This window comes from Polaromonas sp. P1_F2 (assembly GCF_056405735.1).
The window spans coordinates 118005-141303 of record NZ_JBFUBN010000006.1; the positions used below are offsets into that span (position 1 = coordinate 118005).

Below are 23299 nucleotides of genomic sequence, written 5' to 3' on the forward strand. Positions count from 1 at the left end.
TACTTTTCCTTCTTTCCTTCTTCTTTTTTTCACATGAGCGCCTTTAACACCGAACGCATTATTTCCGTCCACCACTGGACCGATACGCTCTTCAGCTTCACCGCCACGCGCGACCCGGGCTTTCGCTTCGTCAACGGCCAGTTCACCATGATCGGCCTGCCGGTGGATGGCAAACCGCTGATGCGCGCCTATAGCGTGGCCAGCGCCAACCATGAAGACCAGCTGGAGTTTTTCAGCATCAAGGTGGCCAACGGACCGCTGACCTCGCGGCTGCAGCACCTGCAACCCGGCGACGACATCCTGGTGGGCCGCAAACCTACCGGCACCTTGCTGCTGCAAAACCTGCTGCCCGGCAAGACCCTGTGGCTACTGGCCACCGGCACGGGCCTCGCCCCCTTCCTCTCGTTGATCAAGGACCCCGACACCTATGAGCGCTTTGAGCGCGTGGTGCTGGTGCACGGCTGCCGCACCAGCGCCGAGCTGGCCTACCGCGGCTTGATCGAGCACGAGTTGCACGAGCATGAGTTCCTGGGTGAATTGGTGCGCGGACGCTTGCTTTATTACCCGACCGTGACGCGCGAGCGCTTTCGCAACGAAGGCCGCATCACCGAACTCATGCAGTCGGGCAAGCTCTACAGCGACCTTGGCCTGCCGGCGCTCTCGGCCGACAACGACCGCCTGATGCTGTGCGGTAGCCCCGACATGCTGCGCGACATCAAGGCCATGCTGGAAGCCCAGGGCCTGGAAGAAGGCAATATGCAGCACGCCGGCCACTTCGTGGTGGAGCGCGCATTCGCCGAGCGCTGAACGCCGATTCGCTGCAATACGAACAGTTCTCACAATCAAACGCAAGCAGACCGCGCCAGCAGGGGAATGCTTGAGTTGTCGCCTGCGCCCAGTGACAATGAGCGATCCGCACAACAACGATAAGGAATTCCCATGAAAGGCGACGCAAAAGTCATCGCTCACCTGCAGGCGCAGCTCAAGAACGAACTGACGGCCATCAACCAGTACTTTTTGCACTACCGCATGTACAAGCACTGGGGCCTGGACAAGCTGGCCAAGAAGGAATACGAGGAATCCATCGGCGAAATGAAGCACGCCGACAAGCTGATGGACCGCATCTTCATGCTTGACGGCCTGCCTAACCTGCAGGACCTGGGCAAGCTGATGATCGGTGAGGACGTGCTGGAGGCCTTGAACTGCGACCTCAAAGCCGAAACCGGTGCACAGGCAACGATCAAGGACGGCATTGCCCACTGCGAAAGCGTTCGCGATTACGTCTCACGCGACCTGCTCCAGGAAATCCTGGACGACACCGAAGAGCACATCGACTTCCTGGAAACCCAGATCGAACTGGTCGCCAAGGTTGGCGTGCAGAACTACCTGCAAAGCCAGATGGGCGAAGTCAGCTAGTCACGCTGCACCGGGCAAACGCCCGTCGCGCGCAAAAATGGGGCCTGCGGGCCCCATTGTCGTTTTCAGAGATATCTGAGTGCCAGCCTTCCGGTTTGCGTTGCAGCGCAGTCCCCATCTTTCTCCAGGCCCGCCCGGCCTTATCAAACACCCCGCGCATTCGTTTTTGGCATTTCCGCCACAAAAAGCCGCCCTTCCCGCACGCGTTCTTCATCGTTTCGAAACAAGATATTACGAATCATTATCATTTGATATACACTTCGAGCGAACTTTTCGCGCCAGCCAACTCGTCTCGCCAGCCGGTGATTTCGAGCCAGCCAAGCATTTTTTCCTGAACCCGGTCCGCCTGCCGAATGGCTGGCTGGACCCTGCTTGGAGGCCATCTTGGCACACCCGTCCGCTCGCGCCGCACGAACTGCGCGCAACAAAAAAAACCGCAATGCCGGTACTAACAACAACGTCTCCCCTCCCGCTGCACCAGCGTCCGACATAGCCCTGTTGCCGCTGGGCGCGCTGATGCTGGCGGTTTCGGTGTCCGGATGGGCGCAAAGCGTCACTCCCACGCCCGCTGCCGCAGGCACCACCACGTCCACGCCGGCCGAAGGCAAAAGCCTGGCCCCTGTCACGGTCACGGGCACCCGCGACCGCGAGAACCAGACCTACCAAAGCGGCATCACCAGCGTCGGCAAGATGCCCGTGCCGGCCAAAGACATCCCACAGTCGCTGACGGTGGTCAATGAAAAGCTGATACACGACCAGGGCAAGGACAGCTTCAAGAGCGCGCTCGAAAACGTCATCGGCATCACCTTTGAAGCCGGCGAAGGCGGCCGCGTCGGTGACAACGTTCGCCTGCGCGGCTTCAGCGCCGCCGGCGACATGTATTCCGACGGCATGCGCGACATCGCCCAGTACAACCGCGACCTGTTCAACGTCGAGCGCGTGGAAGTGCTGCGCGGCGCGGCGTCCATGTTGTTCGGCCGTGGCTCCACCGGCGGCATCATCAACCAGGTCAGCAAGCAGGCACGCCTGATCACCGAACACGAGGTGAACGCCACCGTCGGCACCAAAGGCTACCAGCGCTACCAGGGCGACTTCAACTTCAAGCTCGGTGATGACGCGGCCTTGCGGATCAACGCCATGGCCACCGACAGCGACGGCCGCGGCGAAAACGCCAGCGCCTCCACCCACCGCCGCGGCCTGGCGCTGGACTACCGCTTCGGCATCGGCACGGCCAACGAATTTGAGGTCAGCTACTACCACCTGCATTACAACGACAAGCCCGACTGGGGTTTTGCGTGGTTCAACAGCCGCCCCGCTCCCCTGACCGAAAAGTTCTGGTACGGCCTGAACACCGACTTCCAGAACGACAAGGCCGACGCCGTCACCTTGAGCCACACCCACCGCTGGACCGACGGCAGCAGCCTGAAGACCACTGTGCGTGATGGCTACTACTCGCGCACGCTGCGCGCCACCCAGGCCAGCTTCGCCGCCGGCACCACCCTGGCAAACCTGAACGCCAATACACTGGTCAGCCGCGGCAATACCAGCGCCGGCAATGCCAAGGCGGGCAACGAGCACCACACCTTCCTGCAAACCGACTACCTCACCACCACCCAGTGGTTCGGCCGCAAGAACAGCCTGCTGATCGGCGCCGAATACGCGGTCGAAAATTCAGATCGCCTCAGCTACCCTCTCCTGACGGGTGCCAAACCGGGCACCACGGTGGGCAATCCGATCAGCACCGGCATCGGCGGCAACTATACGCAGCGCCTGGAAACGTCCTTCAAGGCCACCACGCTGGGCCTGTACATGCAGGACACGATTGACCTCACGCCTTACTGGAAGCTGGTCGCCGGCCTGCGCGTTGACAACTTCAAAGCCGACTACGATCGTCCCACCGGTGCGCCCCCCAACAATGGAAGGCTCTCCAGGTCCGACAGTCTGTTGAGCAAACGCCTGGGCGTGATGTACCAGCCGACCGACGAGGTCAGCTACTACGCCGCCTATGGCACGTCGTTCAACACTTCGGGCGACCTGTACCAGTTCGACCCGAACTCGGCCAACACGGCACCCGAGAGCAGCCGCAACATGGAAATCGGCGCCAAGTGGGAACTCTACGGCGGCGACCTTTCGCTGCGCGCAGCACTTGCCCGCACCGAGAAGTACAACGAGCGCAACACCGACATCGATACCAACACCAACTCCTATCTGTTGTCCGGCAAGCGCCACACCGACGCACTCGAATTCGAGGTGGCAGGCCGTATTACGCCTCAGTGGGATGTGTTTGCGGGCATCGGCTTCCTGAAAGCGAAGATCGACAAGTCCGGCTCCAACGCCGCAGGCCTTGCCGAAGTCGGCGAAAACCCAGGCCTCAGCCCGAGCCGCCAGGCCACCCTGTTCACCACCTACCGCATCGGAGACAAATGGCGCGTCGGCGGCGGTTTCACCGCAGTCAGCACGAACAAGCCGGCCAACAGCGTCACCAGCACCAACCGCGCACCGGGCTACGTCAAAGCTGATGCACTGATGGAATACCGCATCAACGAAGGCAACACCGTCAAGCTCAACATCGACAACGTGTTTAACAAGGTCTACTACAACACGCTGTACCGAGGCTTTGTGGCGCCCGGCGATGCGCGCAGTGTGCGCGTAACGCTGACCAGCAAGTTCTAGTTCGAAAAAGAACGTTTTTCCAAGGTTTCAGGCACCTGGGGGATACTCCGGGTGCCTTTTTTCATTTCAGCGCTCTTTCCGGAGATTCCTCCATGCTGCTCCGCATTCACCAAGCCCTCCAGCCAGACGAACTCGCGCAGGTCCGCCAGCTGATCCTGGGCGCCGACTGGGCCGACGGCCGCATCACCGCCGGCAGCCAGAGCGGCACCGTCAAAAACAACCGGCAGCTGCCGGAAGATCTGCCGGCCGCCCAGCAGGCCCGCCACATCGTGTCGGTAGCTCTGGCCCGCAACCCCATGTTCGTCACCGGCGCGCTGCCAAAGTCGGTTTACCCGCCGCTTTTCAACCGCTATGGCGGCGACGCCAACAATTTCGGCAACCACATCGACAACGCCGTGCGCACGCATGCCGCCACCGCGCGCCACGTGCGCACCGACATCTCCTGCACGCTGTTCCTGAGCGATCCCGCCAGCTACGACGGCGGCGAATTGGTGGTCCAGGACACCTACGGCGAACAACGCATCAAATTCGAGGCTGGCGACCTCGTGATGTATCCAGGCACCTCCGTGCACCGCGTGGAGCCGGTCACGCGCGGTGAACGGCTGGCCTGCTTTTTCTGGATCGAGAGCATGGTCCGCTCCGATGCCCAGCGCCGCCTTCTCTACGAAATGGACATGGCCATCACCTCGCTGCGCCAGAAGGACCTGGAACGTGCGGCCCAAGGCGCCGCCGAGAGCCCGGAAGTGGTGCGGCTGACCGGCTGTTATCACAACCTGCTGCGCATGTGGGCTGAGGTTTAGCGCTCTTTCTGAGTATCCCTGCCCACAAGGGGGTGTTGCCGCAGAAGCTACTAAATTCATAGCGCCGAAAGCATGTCTGACACGGGAAGCAGGCCTGTTTCAGGCCGAAAAGTCGACGGCTGGCGGGGGCTTGGCGGCAGGTCGGCGCAGAAATAAACTTTCCTCGATTGCAAATGCGATAGATTCGCATTTATAATCAGCGTACCGATTGAATCAATCCCCAGCCAAGCCCATCCATGATTGTTTGCGTCTGCCGCCGAATCTCCGACCGCGAAATCGCCCGTCATGCCCGCGCGGGCCTGGGCTTTGACGAGATCCAGTTCGAACTCGGCGTGGCCACCCAGTGCGGCCAATGCGAAGGCTGCGCCCGTGACGTGGTGGCGCAGTGCAGCACCAGTTGCCCGACCGCCAACATCAAGCTCGCCACCCATACACAGGAAGGCAGCCCATGGCACATCTTGCAACACTCAGCTCAAGCCTGATTGCGGCGCTTCCCGCCAGCCTGATCCTGGTGATAGTTTCCACGTGGTGGATCTTCCGCCGCTGATTCTGCTCAAACACTGATTGAACTGAGCCCGCGGCATGCACGCGGCCATTTTCCCCACCCATTCCCGATGACCGCCACCGCCTTCTCCACCGCCCCGCGCCCGCCCGCGCCGCGCCAACCCCTGAGCCGAAATGCCGTGATCGCCCTGGTGGTAATCGGCCTGCATATAGGCTTCATCTGGGCACTGCAAAGCGGCCTGCTGATGCGCGCCGCCGAAATCGTGGTTCCCGTGGAAATCCTGACGCAATTCATCGATCCACCCGCCCCCAAGGTAGAGCCCGTACCGCCCACCCCGCCTACACCGACCGTGCAGAAAAAGGCCGTGGCCAAGGCACCCGTAAAACCGGCGCCCCAACCCTTGGCCATCCAGGACCCCACACCTTCGCCGAATGCCCCGACGGGCGTGGTCACACCGCCACTGCCGCCTGCGCCCGTGGCCGTAGCCCCAGTCGCGCCGCCGGCTCCTCCCGCCGTACAGCTGCCCTCCAGCGACGCCGACTATCTGCAGAACCCGAAGCCTCCTTATCCCCCCATCAGCAGACGCCTGGGCGAACAGGGCAAGGTGCTCTTGCGCGTCCTTATCGGCGTGGACGGCCAGCCAAAGAAAGCTGAAATTCGCAAGTCAAGCGGATTTGACCGGCTCGACCAGGCCGCCATGACCGCCGCCATGCGCTGGCGTTATGTGCCAGGCAAGCGAGGCGGCGTAGCCGAAGAGATGTGGTCAGAAGTGCCCATCAATTTCGTTCTAGAGTAAATTTTTTCTGAAAACCGTGGAGTATTGATTCATGAATTCCCAATTCGGCCTTGCCAACGTCTGGAGCCAGGGCGATATCGTCACCAAATCCGTGGCTTTGCTGCTGCTGGTGATGTCGCTGGCCTCGTGGATGGTCATCATCATCAAATCGCTGGACCTCATCAAATACAAGCGCATCGCGCGCGCGGCCGAAGACTTCTGGCACAGCGAGGATTTCGCGGCCGGCCTGACCAAGCTGGGCGGCGACCCCACCAACCCGTTTCGCCAGCTGGCCCTGGAAGGCCGTGAAGCCACACTGCACCACCGCAATACCAAAGCGCACCTGCATGACGCTTTGGACGTGAGCGACTGGGTCACGCGCACGCTGCGCAACGCCATCGACGAATTCACCGCCAAGCTGCAGTCCGGCCTGGCGATTCTGGCTTCTGTCGGTTCGACCGCCCCCTTCGTCGGCCTGTTCGGCACCGTGTGGGGCATCTACCATGCGCTGCTGTCGATTGGCGCGGCCGGCCAGGCGACCATCGACAAGGTGGCCGGCCCCATCGGCGAGTCGCTGATCATGACGGCCCTGGGCCTGGCCGTGGCGATTCCCGCGGTGCTGGGCTACAACGCGCTGGTGCGCGGCAACAAGGGCGTGCTGCAAAAGCTCAGCCGTTTCGCGCACGACCTGCATGCCTACTTCGTGACCGGCGCCCGCGTGAGCGCCGGCGGCCAGGCCAATGTCGTTCCGATGAAAAAGGCCTGAGCGCCTCCCACACCCTACCCGGTCTCGCCGCCAAAAGCAGCCAGCCCCCCCCTATTCAGTGACCGAGAAGCACCATGGCCTTTGGAACCCAAGACGACAGCGATGACGTGATGAACGAGATCAACATGACGCCCATGGTGGACATCATGCTGGTGCTGCTCATCATCTTCATCATCACGGTCCCCGTGATGAAGCACTCCGTCAACATCGACCTGCCGCGCGCCTCCAACGAAGCGCAGAACATCAAACCGGAGACGGTTCGCCTCAGCGTGGACGCCGAAGGCAGCTATTTCCTCAACGAAACCAAAATCACCGATGAAGAGCTGGGCACCCAGCTCAAGACCGCAGCGGCCCAGAACCCGCAGCCCGAACTGCACATCCGCGGCGACAAGTCGGTGCGTTACGAACGCGTGGCCCAGGCGATGGCGGCCGCGCAGCAAGCCGGCCTGCGCAAGATCGGCTTTATCACCGAGCCAAAAAACTGATCCAGTGAATCAAGGCCTGCCAGCAAAACTACTGGGCAGGTCTTTTTCATTGACATAAAAAAACACTTCGCAGCCTAAATTCGCTTGACTTTCAAATGAGAACGATTATCATTAACTCAACGAAACCCAAACAGGTTTAAACCATATGTCCATCGCGCTGTCCCCCTCCAACACCTTGAGCCTTCCTGCCCGCGCCCCCGTGCACACAGAGACCGCTTCGGGCGGCCAGGGCAGCTCCGCGGCCACGGTCAACAGCACGGAAATCCTGCGCGGGCAAAAGGCCGTCGAGATCAACCACAACGGGTCAACTTACCGCCTGCAGGCCACGCGCCTGGGCAAATTGATCCTGACCAAATAAGCTTGCGCACCAAAGCGACGGCGCACTTTTTTTCATCGAGAGTTTCATCGTGGGGCGATCCGGGGCTATCAAGCTCCCAAGGTCGTTTTTAGCCAGCCACCGACTCCCCGGAGTTGTTTAGCCAGGCTTTTTTTTCCTGATGCTTCCCTGCTCCCCGCCAACAAAAAAGCCGACCCCTGGTCGGCTTTTTTCATACTCCTGGCCGCAGGATCTAGAGGCCGATAGCGGCCATGCCCGCACGGGCAATCTGCGCATCTTCACTCGATTTCACACCACTCACACCCACGGCGCCAATGCATTGCCCGTCTTTGATGATGGGCACGCCGCCCTCCAGCATGCCCTGGAGATACGGCGCCGACAGAAAGGACATGCGCCCGCCGTTGATGACATCTTCGTAGATCTTGCTGTCGCGGCGGCCCATGGCGGCGGTATTGGCCTTGGAAGGTGCGAGATGCGAGGAAATGGGCGGCGCGCCGTCCAGGCGCTGCAGGTGCAGCAGGTGGCCGCCGTCGTCGACGATGGCAATGGTCACGGCCCAGTTGTTCTTGAGGGCTTCCGCCTCGGCGGCGGCGGCGATGGTTTTGACGTCGGCGAATTCAAGCACTGCTTTTGATTTCATGGTCTTCAGGATTTCCGGGTTTATTGGCAAAGATACCGAGCATACGCAAATTCGAGGGCGTCTTTTACGCCCATTGCCGCCAAATTAGCTTATAGAACCCTTACAAAAAGTAGGGGGTGAGGGCTGGAAAAACCGCAATGCACCCTAAAATAATCTTGCCCGCATTTGCTGGCGCCCTGGAGACGACTCTCATGACTGACAATGTTCAAACCCTCGACTATGGCGTTGCCACAAGCGTCGAGCAACGCAACAAGGTCCTGCGCAACACCTACTGGTTGCTGGCCCTGAGCCTGTTGCCCACCGTACTGGGCGCTTGGCTGGGCGTGACAACCGGCATCACTCGCTCGCTATCCGGCGGGTTGGGCCTGATCGTGTTCCTGGGCGGTGCATTCGGTTTCATTTTCGCCATTGAGAAGACCAAGAACTCGGCCGCCGGCGTGCCCGTGCTGCTGGGTTTTACCTTCTTCATGGGCCTGATGCTCTCGCGCATGATTGCCATGGTGCTCGGCTTGAGCAACGGCGCATCGCTGGTCATGACGGCCTTTGCCGGCACGGCAGGCGTGATGTTCGTGATGGCCAGCCTGGCCACCGTCATCAAGCGCGACCTGAGCGGCATGAGCAAATGGCTGTTTGCCGGCGCCCTGGTCATCATGGTGGCGGCCATCATCAACGTGTTTGTCGGTTCGACCATGATGATGGCGGTGATCAGCACCCTGGCCATTGCCGTGTTCAGCGCCTACCTGCTGTATGACCTGAAACAGGTGATCGACGGCGGCGAAACCAACTACATCAGCGCCACCCTGGCCATTTACCTGGACCTGTTCAACATCTTCCAGAGCCTGCTGGCCCTGCTGGGGATCTTCGGCGGCGAGAGGGACTGAGCGCGCGCCCGCCACTCGCAAAAAAAAGGAGCCCGAGGGCTCCTTTTTTTATGCCCGCTCGAATACCGCGATGGACTCCACATGCGCCGTGTGCGGAAACATGTTGACCACACCCGCCGCAGTGCAGCGCCAAGCACCGCTTTCCACCAGCACGCCCGCGTCCCGGGCCAGGGTGGCCGGATTGCAACTCACGTAGACGATGCGCCGGGGCGGCGTCCAGCCGTTCAGACCCAGGCTTTGCTGATGCTCGCCGTCATCACAGGGAACGCCGCTCACGATCTGCTGTTGCAGGGCCGCCAGCGACTTGAACAACTCGAACGCGCCTTCGCGTGGCGGGTCCACCAGCCATTTGTCGGCGGCGCCGTCCTTGACCAGCATGGCCGGCGTCATTTCAAACAGGTTGCGCGCCACAAACCGGGTCGGGGCCAATGCCCGGCGAGCGGGTGATGCGCTCCTGTTTCTCTCAAAATTCTCGCGGGAACGGGCCACCAGCACTTCACTGCCCTCGATGCCGAGCACCTCCCGGGCGCGTGTCGCCAGCGGCAGCGTGAAATTGCCCAGCCCGCAAAACCAGTCGATCACCCGCTCATCCGGCTGCACGGCCAGCAGGCGCAAGGCGCGCGAAACCAGCACCTGGTTGATCTGCGGGTTGACCTGGGTGAAATCGGTCGGCTTGAAGGGCATGGTGATACCGAACTCAGGCAGGCCGTAGCTCAGTTCTTCGGCGGCATCGTCAAGCAGTTTCACCGTTTCCAGCCCGCCCGGCTGCAGCCACCATTGCAGGCCCGGGCGGGCTGCGGCAAAGGCGCGCAGGCGTGCCAGGTCGCCCTCGCTGAGCGCTTCCATGTGACGCAGCACCATGGCCGTCACATCGTCGCCGCAGGCCAGTTCGATCTGCGGCAGGGTCTCTTTCGCGTCCATGGCGCCGATCAACTCGCGCAACGGCACCAGCATGTCGCTGACGTGGCGGGGCAGCACATGGCATTCGCTCATGTCGGCGACATAACTGCTTTTGCGCTCATGGAAGCCCACCAGCACCGTGCCTTTTTTGCGCACATAGCGCACCGACAGCCGCGCGCGGTAACGGTAGCCCCAGGCCGGCCCCTCGATGGGCCGCAGCAGGCCGTCCGCCTTGAGCTTGCCGATGTGCCGAAGGTTGTCCTCCAGCACGCGCTGTTTCACAGCCACCTGCGCACCCACGTGCAGGTGCTGCATCTTGCAGCCACCGCAGGCGCCGGTGTGCATGCCGAAATGCGGGCAGGCCGGGCGCACGCGCTGGGACGATTCGCGGTGGATCGCCATCACCACGGCTTTTTCAAAGCTGCTTTTCTTGCGGTAGACGTTGGCCGTCACTTGCTCGAAAGGCAGCGCGCCCTCGATGAACACTACTTTGCCGTCGGGCCTGTGGGCAATGCCTTGAGCCTCGATGTCAAGCGATTCGACCTCGAGCATGTCCGGCGGGTAGTCCGCGGCGGCGGCTGGCTTCGATGTGGGGCTTTCTTCTGTCATAGGCCAATTGTCTCAGGCTGAGGTACCATTTTTCGGACACCCGCAAAGGAATGACGATGGAACTTCGCATCTGCATCGACGTTGACGACATGGAGCGCGCCGTCGCGTTCTATACGCAGGGGCTGGGGCTTCGCGTGGGCCGCCGCTTCAAAAGCGACTTCGTGGAAATCCTGGGCGCCGGCAGCCCTATAGACCTGCTCTTCAACGCACCGGGCACGCGGCCCATCGCCGGTGGGCCCGGCAGCGAGACCGCCCGCCTCTACAGCCGCCACTGGACGCCGGTACACCTGGATTTCGTCGTGGAAGACATCGATGCCGCCGTGACACGGCTGCGGCAGCACGGCGCGGTGCTGGAAATGCCGGTGGCCGAGCGCGTCTGGGGACGCATCGCCGGGCTGGCCGATCCTTTCGGCCACGGGCTGGATCTGCTGGAGTTCAAGGGCCGCGGCTACGACGAAATCCTTCAACCGCATTGAGGCAGCAAAACGGCGCGGCAAAGAAAAAGGAGCCGGGCGCTAGCCGGGCTCCTTTTGTCGTCGCTTTGGGCGTTTACTTGGCAGGCAGGTATCTGGCCGGGTCCACCGGTTTACCCTGTCGGCGAATTTCAAAATGCAGCTTCACGCGATCCGCGTCGCTATTGCCCATTTCCGCGATCTTCTGGCCCTTCTTGACATTCTGGTCTTCCTTCACCAGCAGCGTCTGGTTGTGCGCATAAGCCGTGAGGAAGGTGTTGTTGTGCTTGAGGATGACCAGGTTGCCGTAGCCGCGCAAGCCTGCCCCCGCATACACCACACGCCCGTCGGCGGAGGCCACCACCGCATCGCCGGCTTTGCCGGAGATATCCAGGCCCTTGTTCTTGGCTTCGTCAAAGCCCGCCACCATGGCGCCTTGCGCGGGCCAGATCCAGGCGATGTCTTCCTCACCCGTCGCGGCCGGTGCCGGGCCGGCGCTGGCGGGCGCCGATGCGGGCTTCGCAGCGCTGGCGGCTTGCGCGGGCGCCGTGCTGGACGCTGGCGCCGAGCCCGGCGACACCGGGCGGGTCACAACCAAGGGATTTTCGCTGGTTGGCGGTACGACGCGCAGCACCTGGCCCACTTCGATGATGTTGGGATTCTCAAGGTTGTTCCAGCGTACGATGTCGCGCCAGTTCTGGCCGTTCTCCAGGCCGATACGGATCATGGTGTCACCGGGCTTGACCGTGTAGTAGCCGGGTTTGCCGGCGTTTTCAAAGCCGGGCAGTTGCTTGACGTTGCCGGGGTCCACGGCACCCGGAGCCGGCCGCGACCCGAAGGTCCCGCGGTCTTCCACTGGTGCATTGGTAGGGGATCGCGAGGCGCAGCCCGCCGCAACGAGCAGCACGGCGGCAAGCATGCAGGACAGAGCCAGCCTACCGGGCCTGGAGCGGGTTGAAGGCAGGGCGACTGCCCTGTTCGACCGTACGGTTTGATTCATTGCTTCTTTCGTCTTCAATCTTGACTGACTTGCCTGGATCACAAAGCCCATGGGACTTCCGGAGCCAGGCCTCTAGCTTGTTCCCGATTTTAAAGGCACAAAGTGGACGGCCTCCAGCAAGGTCTGCCTGATGCCCTGGGGGGTTTTGTCCACCACCACCAACGCTTGCGCGCCACCGGCCGTCTGCATGGGCGCCACCAGCCGTCCGCCCACGGCCAACTGGTCTATCCAGGCCGGAGGAATGGCTTCACCGCCCGCCGCGGCGATGATGGCCGCATAGGGCGCGCCCTTGGCGTAGCCCATCATGCCATCCCCAAAGAGCAGGTGCACATTGGGCAGCCGCAAAGTCCGCAGGTTCTCCCTGGCTTTGTCATGCAGGCCGCGCAGCCGCTCTATGCTGTAGACCTCGGTGGCCAGGTGGCTCAGCACGGCGGCCTGGTAGCCGCAGCCGGTGCCGATCTCCAGCACCCGGCCCAATTTTCCCGCATTGCCTGCTGCGCCGTGGCGCAGCAGCTCGATCATGCGGGCCACCACATTGGGTTTGGAGATGGTCTGGCCCAGGCCTATCGGCAGGCTGGTGTCTTCGTAGGCCTGGTTGACCAGCGCGGAGTCGACAAAACGGTGGCGTTCCACCAGCCCCATGGCGGCCAGCACCTGAGGGTCGCTGACGCCCTGCGCCGCGAGCTTGGCCACCATACGCGCGCGCACGGCTTGCGAGTCCAGTCCCACACCGCCTGGCCTCATCGGGGCGGCAGACGCGGTTTTCTTCAGGACATAGGGGGCGCCCACCACAGGCCGAGCACTGGAAGCGGGTAATTTTGTCGCCGACGGAACACCCGCATCGGGCTTGAGGCGCACCGGGAAGGCCGGGCGTGGCGCCACGTCGGGCGTCTTCGGGGCCTTGGCCAAAGGATTAAAAGGCGGCTTGAGGCTGGGTTTCATGCGTCAGGCCTTCAGTGCGACCCGGTCAGCCTGGCGGCTGTCTGGGCCCAATACGGCAGGCGCTCGTGGTCGGTCAAATCCACCTGCAGCGGCGTGATGGACACAAACTTCTGGCTGGTGGCGTAAAAATCAGTGCCGTCGCCGGCTTCCTTCGCGGGCCCCGCGCCACCTATCCAGTACATGGTCTCGCCGCGCGGGCTGGTCTGCATGATGACGCGCTCGGCCGCATGGCGGCGCCCCAGGCGGGCCACTTTCACGCCGCGAATCTCGTCGTCGGGCAGGTTGGGAATATTCACGTTGAGCAGCCAGGGCGGCACGGTGGGCTCCGCACCCTCGGTCACGTTTTCCAGCGAGGGGATCAACTGCTGCACCAGTTCGGCCGCGCGCCTGGCTGCGACGTCGATATGGGCCCAGCCTTTTTCGGTCTGCGAAAACGCGATGGACGGGATGCCGAACAGGTAACCCTCCATGGCCGCGCCTACCGTGCCGGAGTAAATCGTGTCGTCGCCCATATTGGCGCCATTGTTGATGCCTGACAACACCAGGTCGGGCCGGTAGCCCAGCAGGCCGGTCAGCGCAATGTGGACACAGTCGGCCGGCGTGCCGTTGATGTAGCGAAAGCCATTGGCCGCCGTCTGCACGTACATCGGCGAGTGCAGGGTCAGCGCGTTGGATTTGGCGCTGTTGTTGTGCTCGGGCGCCACCACCTCGACATCCGCAACGGTTTTAAGCGCTTCGTAGAGGGCGATGATGCCGGAAGCCTGGTAACCGTCGTCGTTGCAGATGAGAATTTTCATGGAGTGATTTTACGGTCACGGCCGTGACAGCCCGGACGTATTTGGGACTGGCGAGGACGCTTGCTTTGCCTATGATGCAGTCAAGGTGCCGCCCTCCCCGTTTTCCGCCTCTCTGGCGTGTCGCCGCACTCCACCCTCACCTCACCGGAGACCTCCCATGCAAGCCTGGCTTTGTGAAAATCCCACCGGCGTAGACGCCCTGGCCTGGAAAGAACTGCCGACGCCGCAACCCAAGGCCGGCGAAGTCCTGATTGAAATCAAGGCTGCCAGCCTGAATTTTCCCGACCTGCTGATCGTGCAGAACAAATACCAGATCAAGCCGCCCCTGCCCTTTGTGCCGGGCTCCGAATATGCCGGTGTCGTCCAGGCCGTGGGGGAAGGCGTCAAGCACCTCCAGGTGGGGCAGAACGTCGCCTGCCTCTCGGGCACAGGCGGCTTCGGCACGCACACGATCGCGCCTGCAGCCCTGTGCATGCCGCTGCCGAACGGCTTTTCTTATGTGGACGCCGCCGCGTTCATCATGATTTACGCCACGTCCTGGCATGCTCTGATGGACCGCGCGCAACTGAAGGCAGGCGAGACCGTGCTGGTGCTGGGCGCCGCTGGCGGCGTGGGCACGGCAGCGATCCAGATCGCCAAGGCCGCCGGCGCCCGCGTGATCGCTGCCGCATCGACGGATGAGAAGTGCGCGCTCTGCACTTCCATCGGCGCGGATGCCACGATCAACTACAGCACGAAAAACCTGCGCGATGAAATCAAGGCACTGACCGACGGCAAGGGGCCGGACGTGATCTACGACCCGGTGGGCGGCGACTTTGCCGAGCCAGCCTTCCGCTCCATCGCCTGGCGCGGCCGCTACCTGGTCGTCGGCTTCGCTTCGGGCCCCATCCCCGCCCTCCCGCTGAACCTGACGCTGCTCAAGGGCGCCTCCATCGTGGGCGTGTTCTGGGGCGACTTTGCCAGGCGCGAGCCCAAAGCCAATGCCGCCATGATGGCCGAGCTGGCGGGCTGGTATGCACAAGGCAAGATCAAGCCGGTGATAGACCGCACCATGCCCATGAGCGAACTCAAGGCCGCCTACGCCCACATGGGCTCGCGCGGCGTCAAGGGCAAACTGGTCATGGTCAACTGACTTCCCCCGGTGCCTGCGGCGGCGGCGCAGTCACCGCTTTCCGCGCTAATTGTTGGTCACGTTCTTGACGCTGCACGCGGCCTTAATGATGCGCGCATTGGGGTCGTCGTCAGTGTCCTTGAAGATCATCGGACGTATGTCATCACCAGCATAAGTGGTGATCCGGAAAGGCTCGCCGCGAAAATCCGGCAAGGCATAAAAAGCCGCCTTCACATAACGGGCGATTTGCTGAGTGCAGTCGATCTGCACCTCAGTCGCCACTGAGCGGAACTGAAGGCCCTCGCCGGCGGGGGCCCATTGCGTCGCGCGGTTGATGCGTACCTGAATGCGCCGCTGGTCATCCTTGATGTCGATAGCGGCCACGTTGACCTGGACATAGTGACTCGCGGAATTGGCGGGATCGCCGGTAACGGTAAGCCAGGTATCCGACGCATGCGCGCCTGCCGCCACCAGCACTGCTGCCAGGGACATGGCCGACAGCCGGATGAGAGCCCCTACGGCCGAAGCAAAAAGACTCAGTGTCTGAAACAAGGCATTCCTGTCGTGAAGGGCGGCTTTCCTCAGAGAATTGGCGAGGGGTAGCCTGGTGGATGGCCGGCAAACAGCTTGAAACAGGTACCGGCATCTGTATCTTGCAGCACATCGATAGCGGGCACGTTTCGAATTGTGACCCCGGGGCGTTCACCGGAACGGATGGCCGGCGTGCCGCCAAAGAAAAAATCCCGCGTACCAAACGGCACGCGGGATTTCAGATACTGGGGTGGCTGATGGGGCTCGAACCCACGACAACAGGAATCACAATCCTGGACTCTACCAACTGAGCTACAGCCACCGGAGCCCTGCATTATAGCGGCAAAGCCGCCGCTGTTTTATTGGGTAACGACTTCTTCCGCGTTTGCCTTGGCTTGCGCGGGCTTGGGGACCAGTATTTCCGCCTTGAAACGGTCTTTCAGGCTGTTGTAGTACGCCAGGCTTTCAGCCGACGTCCACCACTGGGCATACTGGTCGCGCTGCTGTTTGGCCGCGGCTTCAACCGGCGCGTCGCGTGGAATCACCTTCTCGACCTTGACGATGGCGTAGCCCTGGCTGCCGAGGTCGACACCCGCAAAAGCCGGCAAGGCACTGGCATCGGCGCGCAGCGCTGCATCGATCACCGGGATCGGCAATTTCTGCGTCTGCTCCCGGGACACAGCGACTGGCGCGGCCAACCCCGTTGCCGACGCGGGAGCAGCCTTCCAGGCGGCAAGCTTGGCCACGCCTTCTTTGCGGGCATCTTCCGCTGCGCGCTGCGCGAGCCAGCGCTGGCGCACGGTGTCCTTGACTTCGGCTAAAGGACGGGTGTGTGCCGGGGTGTATTGCACGATACGGCCCGAAGCCAGCTGGCTGGGCCCCACTTCAACGGCTTCTGTGTTGCGTTTTTTCTCGATCGCGTCCGGCGCGAACAGGGCATTGAGAAATTTCGGGTTGGCCAGCGCACCGGCCACGCCGACCTGGGGCAGGCGCGTCACGTTGGCCGCGGACTTGATCTCCAGCTTCAGGCGGTCCGCCGCCGGCTTGAGGCTTTCAGCCTGCTCGTACACCGCATTGGTGAAGACGTCAGCGGATTCAGCGAATTTTTTCTGCGCTTCCTGCTTTTTCATGGCGGCTTCAAGTTCCGGGCGCAATTCTTCAAAGCTGCGTTGCTTGGCGTCCGTCAGCTTGATGATGTGGTAGCCGAACTCGGACTCGACGACATCGCTGATCTCGCCTTTCTTCATGGCAAAAGCGGCATCTGCAAAAGGCTTGACCATGGAGCCGCGTGCGAAGAAATCCAGATCGCCTCCTTTGACCGCAGAACCGGGGTCTTGCGAATTCTTGCGCGCCACGTCGGCGAAGGTATCGGGGGACTTCTTGACCTGCGCCAGCAGTTCCTGCGCTTTCGCCTTGGCTTTTTCACGGTCAGCCGCGGGGGCGGACTGGGGAGAAGCGATCAGGATGTGGCTGGCTCGCCGCTCGCCCTCAAAGCGCTGGATATTCTGCTCGTAATAGGTTTTCAGGTCGGCCGGATTGACGGAGAGGCTCTTGCCCACGCTGTCCATGTCCAGCACCACATACTCGATGCTGGCCTGTTCGGGCGCCTGGAAGAGCTTTTCATTGGCCTTGTAGAACTGCTCGAGGTCAGCGTCCGTCGGGTTCAGCTTGGCGGCGAAATCGGCGGCGTTGAATCGGGCCACCTGGATCTCGCGTTTTTCGAAGTAGGCGTTCAGCGCGATGTCGGCTGCCGAATTGGAAGCAAAACCGCTGGCGCCGACACCTACCATCACCTGCCGGTTCGCCAGGTCGGTGCGCACATTGGCCTCGAACATCTCGGGGCTCAAGCCCTGGGGCGCCAGCAACTGGCGATAGCGATCCATGTCGAGCTTGCCGTCCGGGCCGCGCAAGGAAGCGATCTCGGGGCTTTGCTGCAGTTCGCGCGCCAGGCGTTCGTTGCTCGTGGTGAGCTTGAACTTGTCGGCCGCGGCGGCGATGACACGCTCGCGCACCAGGCGCTCCAGAGAGGCATAGCGCGCCTCGGGTGAATCCAGCAGCTTGGGGTCCAGATTGGGCATGGAGTTGCGGAGCTGGTCCATTTCGCGCTGGTGCGCGCGGTCCCAATCCGACTGCGTGATGTCCCTGCCGTCCACCTTGGCGACCTTCGCGCTCTGGTCCTGGGATTTGTTGTAGCCATCGAGGCCCAACAACACGAAGGACGGAAGAATCAGCAAAAACAGCAGCACCATGACGATCTTGGTGTGCTTGCGAACGAAATCAAACATCTCGAATTTCCTGTACTGCTGCTAACGGACAAACCGGGCCACCAACAAAAAAGGCGAACCTCGTTCGCCTTTTTCCTCGTGGGTGGTGGGTGCTGACGGGCTCGAACCGCCGACCTACGCCGTGTAAGGGCGCTGCTCTACCAACTGAGCTAAGCACCCCACGTCAGAGTTCTTGTCAGTTCAAAGCATCCTTGAGCGCTTTGCCCGGACGGAACTTTGGAACCTTGGCTGCCTTGATTTTAATCGCATCGCCGGTCCGTGGATTACGGCCGGTGCGCGCAGCGCGTTTGCCCACCGCAAAAGTGCCAAAACCCACCAGAGACACGGAGCCTCCTTTTTTCAGGGTGGTTTTCACAGCGCCAATCGTGGATTCCAGTGCGCGCGTGGCGGCAGCTTTGGAAATGTCAGCATGTTTGGCAATGTGCTCGATCAGTTCAGTCTTGTTCACAAGGAGCCCCTCGTTGATAAAAAGTTAATCTGGTTGTCTCTAAAAAATATCTCCCGGGACACTGTGGTGATGGTGTCAGCGGGAGCGGCATGTGCAGGTTTTCTGCTGCTTCCAATTAGAGCCATGGACTTCTAACCTGTCAATACAGCAGCAAGTTTTTACAACGTGCGGAGGCGGATTCTAGACGCTTTTTCAACGCTTTCACGACTTAATCGTAAGCATGATGTGTAATTTTCATGCTTGACAAAACGCGGCTTTCCAACAGGTTTACACCCCCGCCAGAGCCTCCGCAACAGCTTTGCCGACATCGGTTGTGCCGGCCTTTCCGCCCAGGTCCGGCGTACGGGGCGCACCACTTGCGGGACTCAATACTTTTTCGATCGCGGCGAGGATGCCGTCGTGCGCATCCTTGTGTCCCAGAAACTCGAGCATCATTGCACCGCACCAAATCTGGCCTATGGGATTGGCGATGTTGCGTCCCGCGATGTCGGGGGCTGAACCGTGAACCGGCTCGAACAGCGAGGGAAATTTGCGCTCGGGGTTGAGGTTGGCGCTGGGCGCGATACCAATGGTGCCGGTACAGGCTGGCCCGAGGTCGCTGAGGATGTCACCGAACAGATTGCTGGCCACCACCACGTCGAAGAAATCCGGGCGCTGCACAAAATGCGCGGTGAGGATGTCGATGTGAAATTTATCCAGTTGGATGCCCGGATAGTTTTTCGCCATCTCGGCCACGCGCTCATCCCAATAAGGCATGGAAATCGAGATGCCGTTGGATTTGGTTGCACTGGTCAGGTGCTTCTTGGGCCGGGACTGCGCCAGCTCGAACGCAAATTTCAGCACCCGGTCGACACCGATGCGGGTGAATACGGATTCCTGCAACACGAACTCACGGTCGGTTCCGGGAAAAGCCTTTCCGCCTATGCTCGAATACTCGCCCTCGGTGTTTTCGCGGACGATGTAAAAATCGATTTCACCGGGCTGGCGCGGGCTGCCGTCGCGCCGCACCACGGGCGCAATGATGCCGGGCATCAAGCGTGCCGGCCGCAGGTTGATGTACTGGTCGAACTCGCGCCTGAACAACAGCAGGGATCCCCACAGCGACACATGGTCGGGGATCTTGTCGGGCCAGCCCACCGCGCCGAAATAGATCGCGTCGTGCCCGCCGATCTGCTCCTTCCAGTTGTCGGGGAGCATCTTGCCGTGCTTTTCAAAGTAGTCCCAGCTCGAGAAATCGAAGTGGTCGAACTGCAGGTCAATGCCGTACTTGACGGCCGCCGCCTCCAGAACGCGTATGCCCTCGGGCATGACTTCCTTGCCGATGCCGTCGCCCGCGATGACGGCGATTTTCTTTTTTCCGGTGTGCTTGTTCATGAGGGTCCTTTAGGTGTGTTGGGTACGTTGATCAGGGTTTGAAAAAATCGAGTGCCTGCGCCAGCAGCAACGCAGGCGCTTCTTCGGCTATGTAGTGGCCGCATGGCAGGCTCATGCCCGACACATCCTGAGCGCGCTCGCGCCAGAGATCGAGCACCTTGAAGCATTGGCCCACCGTGCCGTGTTCGCCCCACAGCACACGCAGCGGTTGCTTCAGCCGCAGGCCCTCGGCGACGTCGGCGCGGTCATGGACCAGATCGATAGTGGCGGAGGCCCGGTAGTCTTCGCAAATGCTCGCGGCAGTGCCGGGGATTTGCGCGCAACGCTCGTACTCGGCCAGTGCGGCCGGCGCGAATGCGGCAAGGCCGGCATGGCGCTTGCCCATCACGCCGCGCATGTAGCGCACCGGGTCGGACTCTATCAATGCTTCCGGCAAGGGCGGCGGCTGGATCAGGAAGAACCAGTGCCAGTAAGCGCGCGCAAAGGCATCCGAGGTGGCCTCGTACATGGCAAGGGTGGGCGCGATGTCCAGCAGCATCAGGCGCTCCACCGCATCCATATGGTCGGCCGCCAGCCGGTGTGCCACGCGCGCGCCGCGGTCATGGGCCAGCACCTGGAAGCGCGAAAATCCACAGGCATCCATGACGGCCATGGCGTCCTGCGCCATGGCGCGTTTTGAATAGGCCTGGTGATCCGCGTCGCTCGCGACCCGGGCCGAATCCCCGTAGCCGCGCAGGTCCATCATGACCACGGTGAACACCTTGGCCAGTTCGCGGGCCACCGCATGCCACATCGCATGGGTTTGCGGGTGGCCGTGCAGCAGCAGCAAGGGCGCGCCGCTGCCGCCCTGCAAGACGCGCAGCCTGCCGGCGGGCCCTTGTACGTCACGTGAGGAAAATCCTTCAAACATCAATCAGCCTTGATTCCTGTGGGAGCATCTACGGCCTGCCCGCCTGCCCACCTGTGTATTTACCTGGGACTGATTCTGTAGAAGATGCCGCTAAGATTCAAGCAATAATCAGGCAATCAATTATTTCCTTTGAGGCATGAATGGATCGCAGTGATCTTGAACTGGTGCTGGCCGTACGCGACGGCGGCAGCCTCACCGCTGCCGCGCTCAGCCTGGACGTGGCGCCGCCGGTGGTGACCAAACGCCTCGCCGCGCTGGAGGCCCAGCTGGGGCAACGCCTGTTCCAGCGCACCACACGGCGCGTCAGCCCCACGGCCGAGGGAGAAACCGTGTGCGAGCGCGCGCAGGTCCTGCTACAGGGTTTTATGGCGCTTGAATCGGAACTGCAGGAACGCAAGGCCGAACCCACCGGCTTGATCCGCCTGGCCGCCACTTTCGGCTTCGGGCGACTCTGGCTAGGGCCGGCGCTGGCCGCCTTCCAGGAGCGCTATCCACGCATCGAAATCCAGTTGCAGCTGACCGAGCAACTGCCCGACCTGGCGCTCGAAGGTTTTGACGGCGCCATCTGGCTGTGGTCGGTGCAGGGCCGGCCGGCCGCGCAGTGGGTGTCGCGCCGGCTGGCGCGCAACCAGCGCGTGCTGGTGGCCTCGCCCCGCTATATCAAGCAGCATGGCGAGCCCGCTGACCTGGAGGCGCTGCAGCATCACGCCTGCCTGATCGTGCGCGAGAACGGCAACGCCGCCGGCCAGCGCTTTGATGTGTGGCAATTGCACCGGGAGCGCGACAAGACACCGGCGCGTGTGCGCGTCCACGGCCCGCTGACCAGCAACTCGGGTGAGCTGGTGCGTGACTGGTGCCTAGAAGGCCGCGGCATCATGCTGCGCAGCCTGTGGGACATCGCGCCGCAGCTGGCTTCGGGGCAACTGGTGCGTGTGCTGCCCGCGTATTCCATGCCGGACGCCGACATCCACTGGCTGGCGCCCTACCGCGCTGACCAGCCCCGGCGCATACGCCTGCTGATAGACCACCTTGTGGCGCAATTCCAGGACACGCCCTGGAAAACTACGCGGCCGCCGGCGGCTTCGCGGACCGCACCACGAGGCTCACGCCCAGCGCCGTAAGCACCGTTCCCACAATGGTGGCCGTGGTGATGGATTCACCAAACAGCGCCCAGGCCATCAGGGCCGTGGTGGGCGGCACGAGGTACAGCAGGCTGGTCACCGCGGTCGCCGCGCCGCGCTGGATCAGCAGGTAAAGCAGCGAGCTGCCGCCCAGCGTGAGCACCAGCACCGACCAGGCCATGGCCCCCAGGAAATGGGGGGTCCAGTTGATCGCCTCGGTTTCGAACAGGGCCAGCGGCAAGGTCACCACAAAGGCGGCCACCAGCTGGATGGCGTTGGCGGTGCGCACGTCAGTCGGTTTAACGAAGCGCTTCTGGTAGAGCGTACCGGCCGTGATGCTGAACAGGGAAAAGATGGTACAGGCCAGCGTCAGCGCAGTAACCTCGTGGCCCGTGCCGAATTTGCGTGACACCACCAGCAGCAGGCCGCCCAGGCCAAGCACCAGGCCGGCCCATTGCCGCGCTGTGACCTTGCTTGCCGCTTGGTCGTCGCCTGATGACACCCAGGACACCCACAGCGCCGTGAGCACCGGCTGAAGGCCAACGATGAGAGCCGTGAGGCCCGAACCCATGCCGGCCTTCACGGCAATCCAGACGCCGCCCAGATAGGCCGCATGCATCAGTACACCCGTCACGGCCAGGTGGCCCCATTGCGCGCGGCTTCTGGGCCAGGCGGCGCGGGCCAGGACTATCCAGGCCAGGAAACAAACGATGGACAGGAAAAAGCGTATCGCCAGGAAGGTCAGCGGCGGCGCATAAGGCATGCCGTATTTGGCGACGATGAAGCCAGTGCTCCAGATCACGACGAACACGGCGGGCATGACCCGGATCAAGGCACCCGGGGAGGAAGAAGGAGAACTCAAGGACGGCAACTTCAGGAAGGCGCGGAAATTATTTGGCGCGTGCGCGGATTTCCGGGATGGCTTTTTGCAGGTAATAAATCATGGACCAGACCGTGAGAATGGCGGAGATCCAGATCAGCCAGGTGCCCCACACGTGCGTGTTGATCATGCCGAACAGCACGCCGTCGAACAGCAGAAAGGGGATGGCGATCATCTGCACGGTGGTCTTGACCTTGCCGAGCATGTGAACGGCCACGCTTTTTGTCGCCCCGATCAGGGCCATCCATTCGCGCAGCGCCGAGATGGCGATTTCACGGCCGATGATGATGAGGGCCACGAACACGTCGGCGCGCTGCAGGTGCACCAGCACCAGCAGGGAGGCGCAGACCAGGAATTTATCGGCCACCGGGTCGAGGAAGGCGCCGAAGGAGGAAGTCTGGTTCAGCTTGCGTGCCAGAAAGCCGTCCAGCCAGTCGGTCGCGGCGAACACCACGAACATCACGGTGGCGATCAGGTTGCGCTCTGTGGGCGCCAGGTTCAGGTAGAACACCCCCACGATCAGCGGAATCGCAACAATGCGGGTCCAGGTCATCAGCGTGGGGATGGTCAGAAACATGACCCGATTTTGGCATGAGCCGCACCAAGACTGCCGCGCACCTGGTTAAAGCGCACCAAAACGGTGGTTTCCGTTGCTCAAATA

General features: G+C 62.1%; 25 protein-coding genes and 2 tRNA genes. 13 read left to right on the top strand and 14 right to left on the bottom strand.

What is annotated here, in order from left to right:
* Positions 1-33: 33 nt before the first annotated feature.
* The 9 genes from AC1D0O_RS13875 to AC1D0O_RS13915 all read left to right on the top strand — a co-directional run bounded on the left by AC1D0O_RS13875 (position 34) and on the right by AC1D0O_RS13915 (position 7778).
* The gene (locus AC1D0O_RS13875; RefSeq protein WP_477654093.1) at positions 34-807 is read left to right on the top strand and encodes a ferredoxin--NADP reductase; all 774 of its coding nucleotides are present in this window, start codon (positions 34-36) and stop codon (positions 805-807) included.
* 132 nt (positions 808-939) lie between these two features.
* On the top strand, positions 940-1416 hold the full coding sequence (bfr, locus tag AC1D0O_RS13880; RefSeq protein WP_477654094.1) for a bacterioferritin: 477 nt from the start codon (positions 940-942) through the stop codon (positions 1414-1416).
* 384 nt (positions 1417-1800) lie between these two features.
* Positions 1801-4089, top strand: a complete 2289-nt coding sequence (locus AC1D0O_RS13885; RefSeq protein ID WP_477654095.1) for a TonB-dependent receptor — start codon at positions 1801-1803, stop codon at positions 4087-4089.
* A 92-nt stretch (positions 4090-4181) separates the two neighbouring features.
* Positions 4182-4889, top strand: a complete 708-nt coding sequence (locus AC1D0O_RS13890) for a Fe2+-dependent dioxygenase (RefSeq protein WP_477654096.1) — start codon at positions 4182-4184, stop codon at positions 4887-4889.
* Positions 4890-5125: 236 nt separating this feature from the next.
* The gene (locus AC1D0O_RS13895; protein ID WP_436155071.1) at positions 5126-5371 is read left to right on the top strand and encodes a (2Fe-2S)-binding protein; all 246 of its coding nucleotides are present in this window, start codon (positions 5126-5128) and stop codon (positions 5369-5371) included.
* A gap of 132 nt (positions 5372-5503) precedes the next feature.
* Positions 5504-6190, top strand: a complete 687-nt coding sequence (locus AC1D0O_RS13900) for an energy transducer TonB (RefSeq protein ID WP_477654097.1) — start codon at positions 5504-5506, stop codon at positions 6188-6190.
* Positions 6191-6221: 31 nt separating this feature from the next.
* On the top strand, positions 6222-6935 hold the full coding sequence (locus AC1D0O_RS13905) for a MotA/TolQ/ExbB proton channel family protein (protein WP_477654098.1): 714 nt from the start codon (positions 6222-6224) through the stop codon (positions 6933-6935).
* 74 nt (positions 6936-7009) lie between these two features.
* On the top strand, positions 7010-7420 hold the full coding sequence (locus tag AC1D0O_RS13910) for an ExbD/TolR family protein (RefSeq protein ID WP_477654099.1): 411 nt from the start codon (positions 7010-7012) through the stop codon (positions 7418-7420).
* A 145-nt stretch (positions 7421-7565) separates the two neighbouring features.
* Positions 7566-7778, top strand: coding sequence for a hemin uptake protein HemP (locus AC1D0O_RS13915; protein ID WP_477654100.1), 213 nt, complete (start codon positions 7566-7568; stop codon positions 7776-7778).
* Positions 7779-7989: 211 nt separating this feature from the next.
* Here AC1D0O_RS13915 and AC1D0O_RS13920 read toward each other — a convergent pair whose 3' ends face one another.
* On the bottom strand, positions 7990-8397 hold the full coding sequence (locus AC1D0O_RS13920) for a GlcG/HbpS family heme-binding protein (protein ID WP_477654101.1): 408 nt from the start codon (positions 8395-8397) through the stop codon (positions 7990-7992).
* A 191-nt stretch (positions 8398-8588) separates the two neighbouring features.
* On the opposite strand from AC1D0O_RS13920, the gene AC1D0O_RS13925 reads away from it, so the two are divergent.
* Positions 8589-9278 (top strand): Bax inhibitor-1/YccA family protein, encoded by a 690-nt coding sequence (locus AC1D0O_RS13925; RefSeq protein ID WP_477654102.1) that lies wholly within the window; start codon positions 8589-8591, stop codon positions 9276-9278.
* Positions 9279-9326: 48 nt separating this feature from the next.
* On the opposite strand, the gene rlmD is transcribed toward AC1D0O_RS13925, so the two are convergent.
* Positions 9327-10787, bottom strand: coding sequence for a 23S rRNA (uracil(1939)-C(5))-methyltransferase RlmD (gene rlmD / locus AC1D0O_RS13930; RefSeq protein WP_477654103.1), 1461 nt, complete (start codon positions 10785-10787; stop codon positions 9327-9329).
* A 56-nt stretch (positions 10788-10843) separates the two neighbouring features.
* On the opposite strand from rlmD, the gene AC1D0O_RS13935 reads away from it, so the two are divergent.
* Positions 10844-11263: a VOC family protein gene (locus AC1D0O_RS13935; protein WP_477654104.1), complete on the top strand. Its 420-nt coding sequence runs from the start codon at positions 10844-10846 to the stop codon at positions 11261-11263.
* Between the two features lie 73 nt (positions 11264-11336).
* Here the strand turns inward: AC1D0O_RS13935 and AC1D0O_RS13940 are convergent, their stop codons facing one another.
* The 3 genes from AC1D0O_RS13940 to surE all read right to left on the bottom strand — a co-directional run bounded on the left by AC1D0O_RS13940 (position 11337) and on the right by surE (position 13978).
* Positions 11337-12158, bottom strand: coding sequence for a peptidoglycan DD-metalloendopeptidase family protein (locus AC1D0O_RS13940; protein WP_477654105.1), 822 nt, complete (start codon positions 12156-12158; stop codon positions 11337-11339).
* Positions 12159-12311: 153 nt separating this feature from the next.
* The gene (locus tag AC1D0O_RS13945; protein WP_477654106.1) at positions 12312-13181 is read right to left on the bottom strand and encodes a protein-L-isoaspartate(D-aspartate) O-methyltransferase; all 870 of its coding nucleotides are present in this window, start codon (positions 13179-13181) and stop codon (positions 12312-12314) included.
* A gap of 11 nt (positions 13182-13192) precedes the next feature.
* A complete protein-coding gene (surE, locus tag AC1D0O_RS13950) occupies positions 13193-13978 on the bottom strand; it encodes a 5'/3'-nucleotidase SurE (RefSeq protein WP_477654107.1) in 786 nt (261 codons plus the stop codon).
* Between the two features lie 157 nt (positions 13979-14135).
* On the opposite strand from surE, the gene AC1D0O_RS13955 reads away from it, so the two are divergent.
* Positions 14136-15110, top strand: coding sequence for an NADPH:quinone oxidoreductase family protein (locus tag AC1D0O_RS13955; protein WP_477654108.1), 975 nt, complete (start codon positions 14136-14138; stop codon positions 15108-15110).
* A 45-nt stretch (positions 15111-15155) separates the two neighbouring features.
* Here the strand turns inward: AC1D0O_RS13955 and AC1D0O_RS13960 are convergent, their stop codons facing one another.
* The 7 genes from AC1D0O_RS13960 to AC1D0O_RS13990 form a co-directional block, all read right to left on the bottom strand.
* A complete protein-coding gene (locus AC1D0O_RS13960; protein WP_477654109.1) occupies positions 15156-15641 on the bottom strand; it encodes a surface-adhesin E family protein in 486 nt (161 codons plus the stop codon).
* A 225-nt stretch (positions 15642-15866) separates the two neighbouring features.
* Positions 15867-15942, bottom strand: a tRNA-His gene (locus AC1D0O_RS13965).
* Positions 15943-15979: 37 nt separating this feature from the next.
* Entirely contained in the window at positions 15980-17905 is a 1926-nt protein-coding gene (locus tag AC1D0O_RS13970) for a SurA N-terminal domain-containing protein (RefSeq protein WP_477654110.1), read from the bottom strand.
* 83 nt (positions 17906-17988) lie between these two features.
* Positions 17989-18064: transfer RNA gene (locus AC1D0O_RS13975), tRNA-Val, on the bottom strand.
* 16 nt (positions 18065-18080) lie between these two features.
* Entirely contained in the window at positions 18081-18353 is a 273-nt protein-coding gene (locus tag AC1D0O_RS13980) for an HU family DNA-binding protein (RefSeq protein WP_007874140.1), read from the bottom strand.
* Positions 18354-18620: 267 nt separating this feature from the next.
* Positions 18621-19727 carry a tartrate dehydrogenase gene (locus tag AC1D0O_RS13985; RefSeq protein WP_477654111.1) on the bottom strand — a complete coding sequence of 369 codons (1107 nt, stop codon included), beginning with the start codon at positions 19725-19727 and terminating at the stop codon, positions 18621-18623.
* Positions 19728-19758: 31 nt separating this feature from the next.
* On the bottom strand, positions 19759-20637 hold the full coding sequence (locus AC1D0O_RS13990) for an alpha/beta fold hydrolase (protein ID WP_477654112.1): 879 nt from the start codon (positions 20635-20637) through the stop codon (positions 19759-19761).
* A gap of 140 nt (positions 20638-20777) precedes the next feature.
* On the opposite strand from AC1D0O_RS13990, the gene AC1D0O_RS13995 reads away from it, so the two are divergent.
* Complete coding sequence (locus tag AC1D0O_RS13995; RefSeq protein ID WP_477654113.1) at positions 20778-21758, top strand: LysR family transcriptional regulator; 981 nt, start codon at positions 20778-20780, stop codon at positions 21756-21758.
* On the opposite strand, the gene AC1D0O_RS14000 is transcribed toward AC1D0O_RS13995, so the two are convergent.
* Entirely contained in the window at positions 21700-22578 is an 879-nt protein-coding gene (locus AC1D0O_RS14000; RefSeq protein WP_477654275.1) for a DMT family transporter, read from the bottom strand. The genes AC1D0O_RS13995 and AC1D0O_RS14000 overlap by 59 nt on opposite strands.
* 70 nt (positions 22579-22648) lie before the next feature.
* Positions 22649-23215: a CDP-diacylglycerol--glycerol-3-phosphate 3-phosphatidyltransferase gene (gene pgsA / locus AC1D0O_RS14005; protein ID WP_477654114.1), complete on the bottom strand. Its 567-nt coding sequence runs from the start codon at positions 23213-23215 to the stop codon at positions 22649-22651.
* Positions 23216-23299 lie beyond the last annotated feature (84 nt).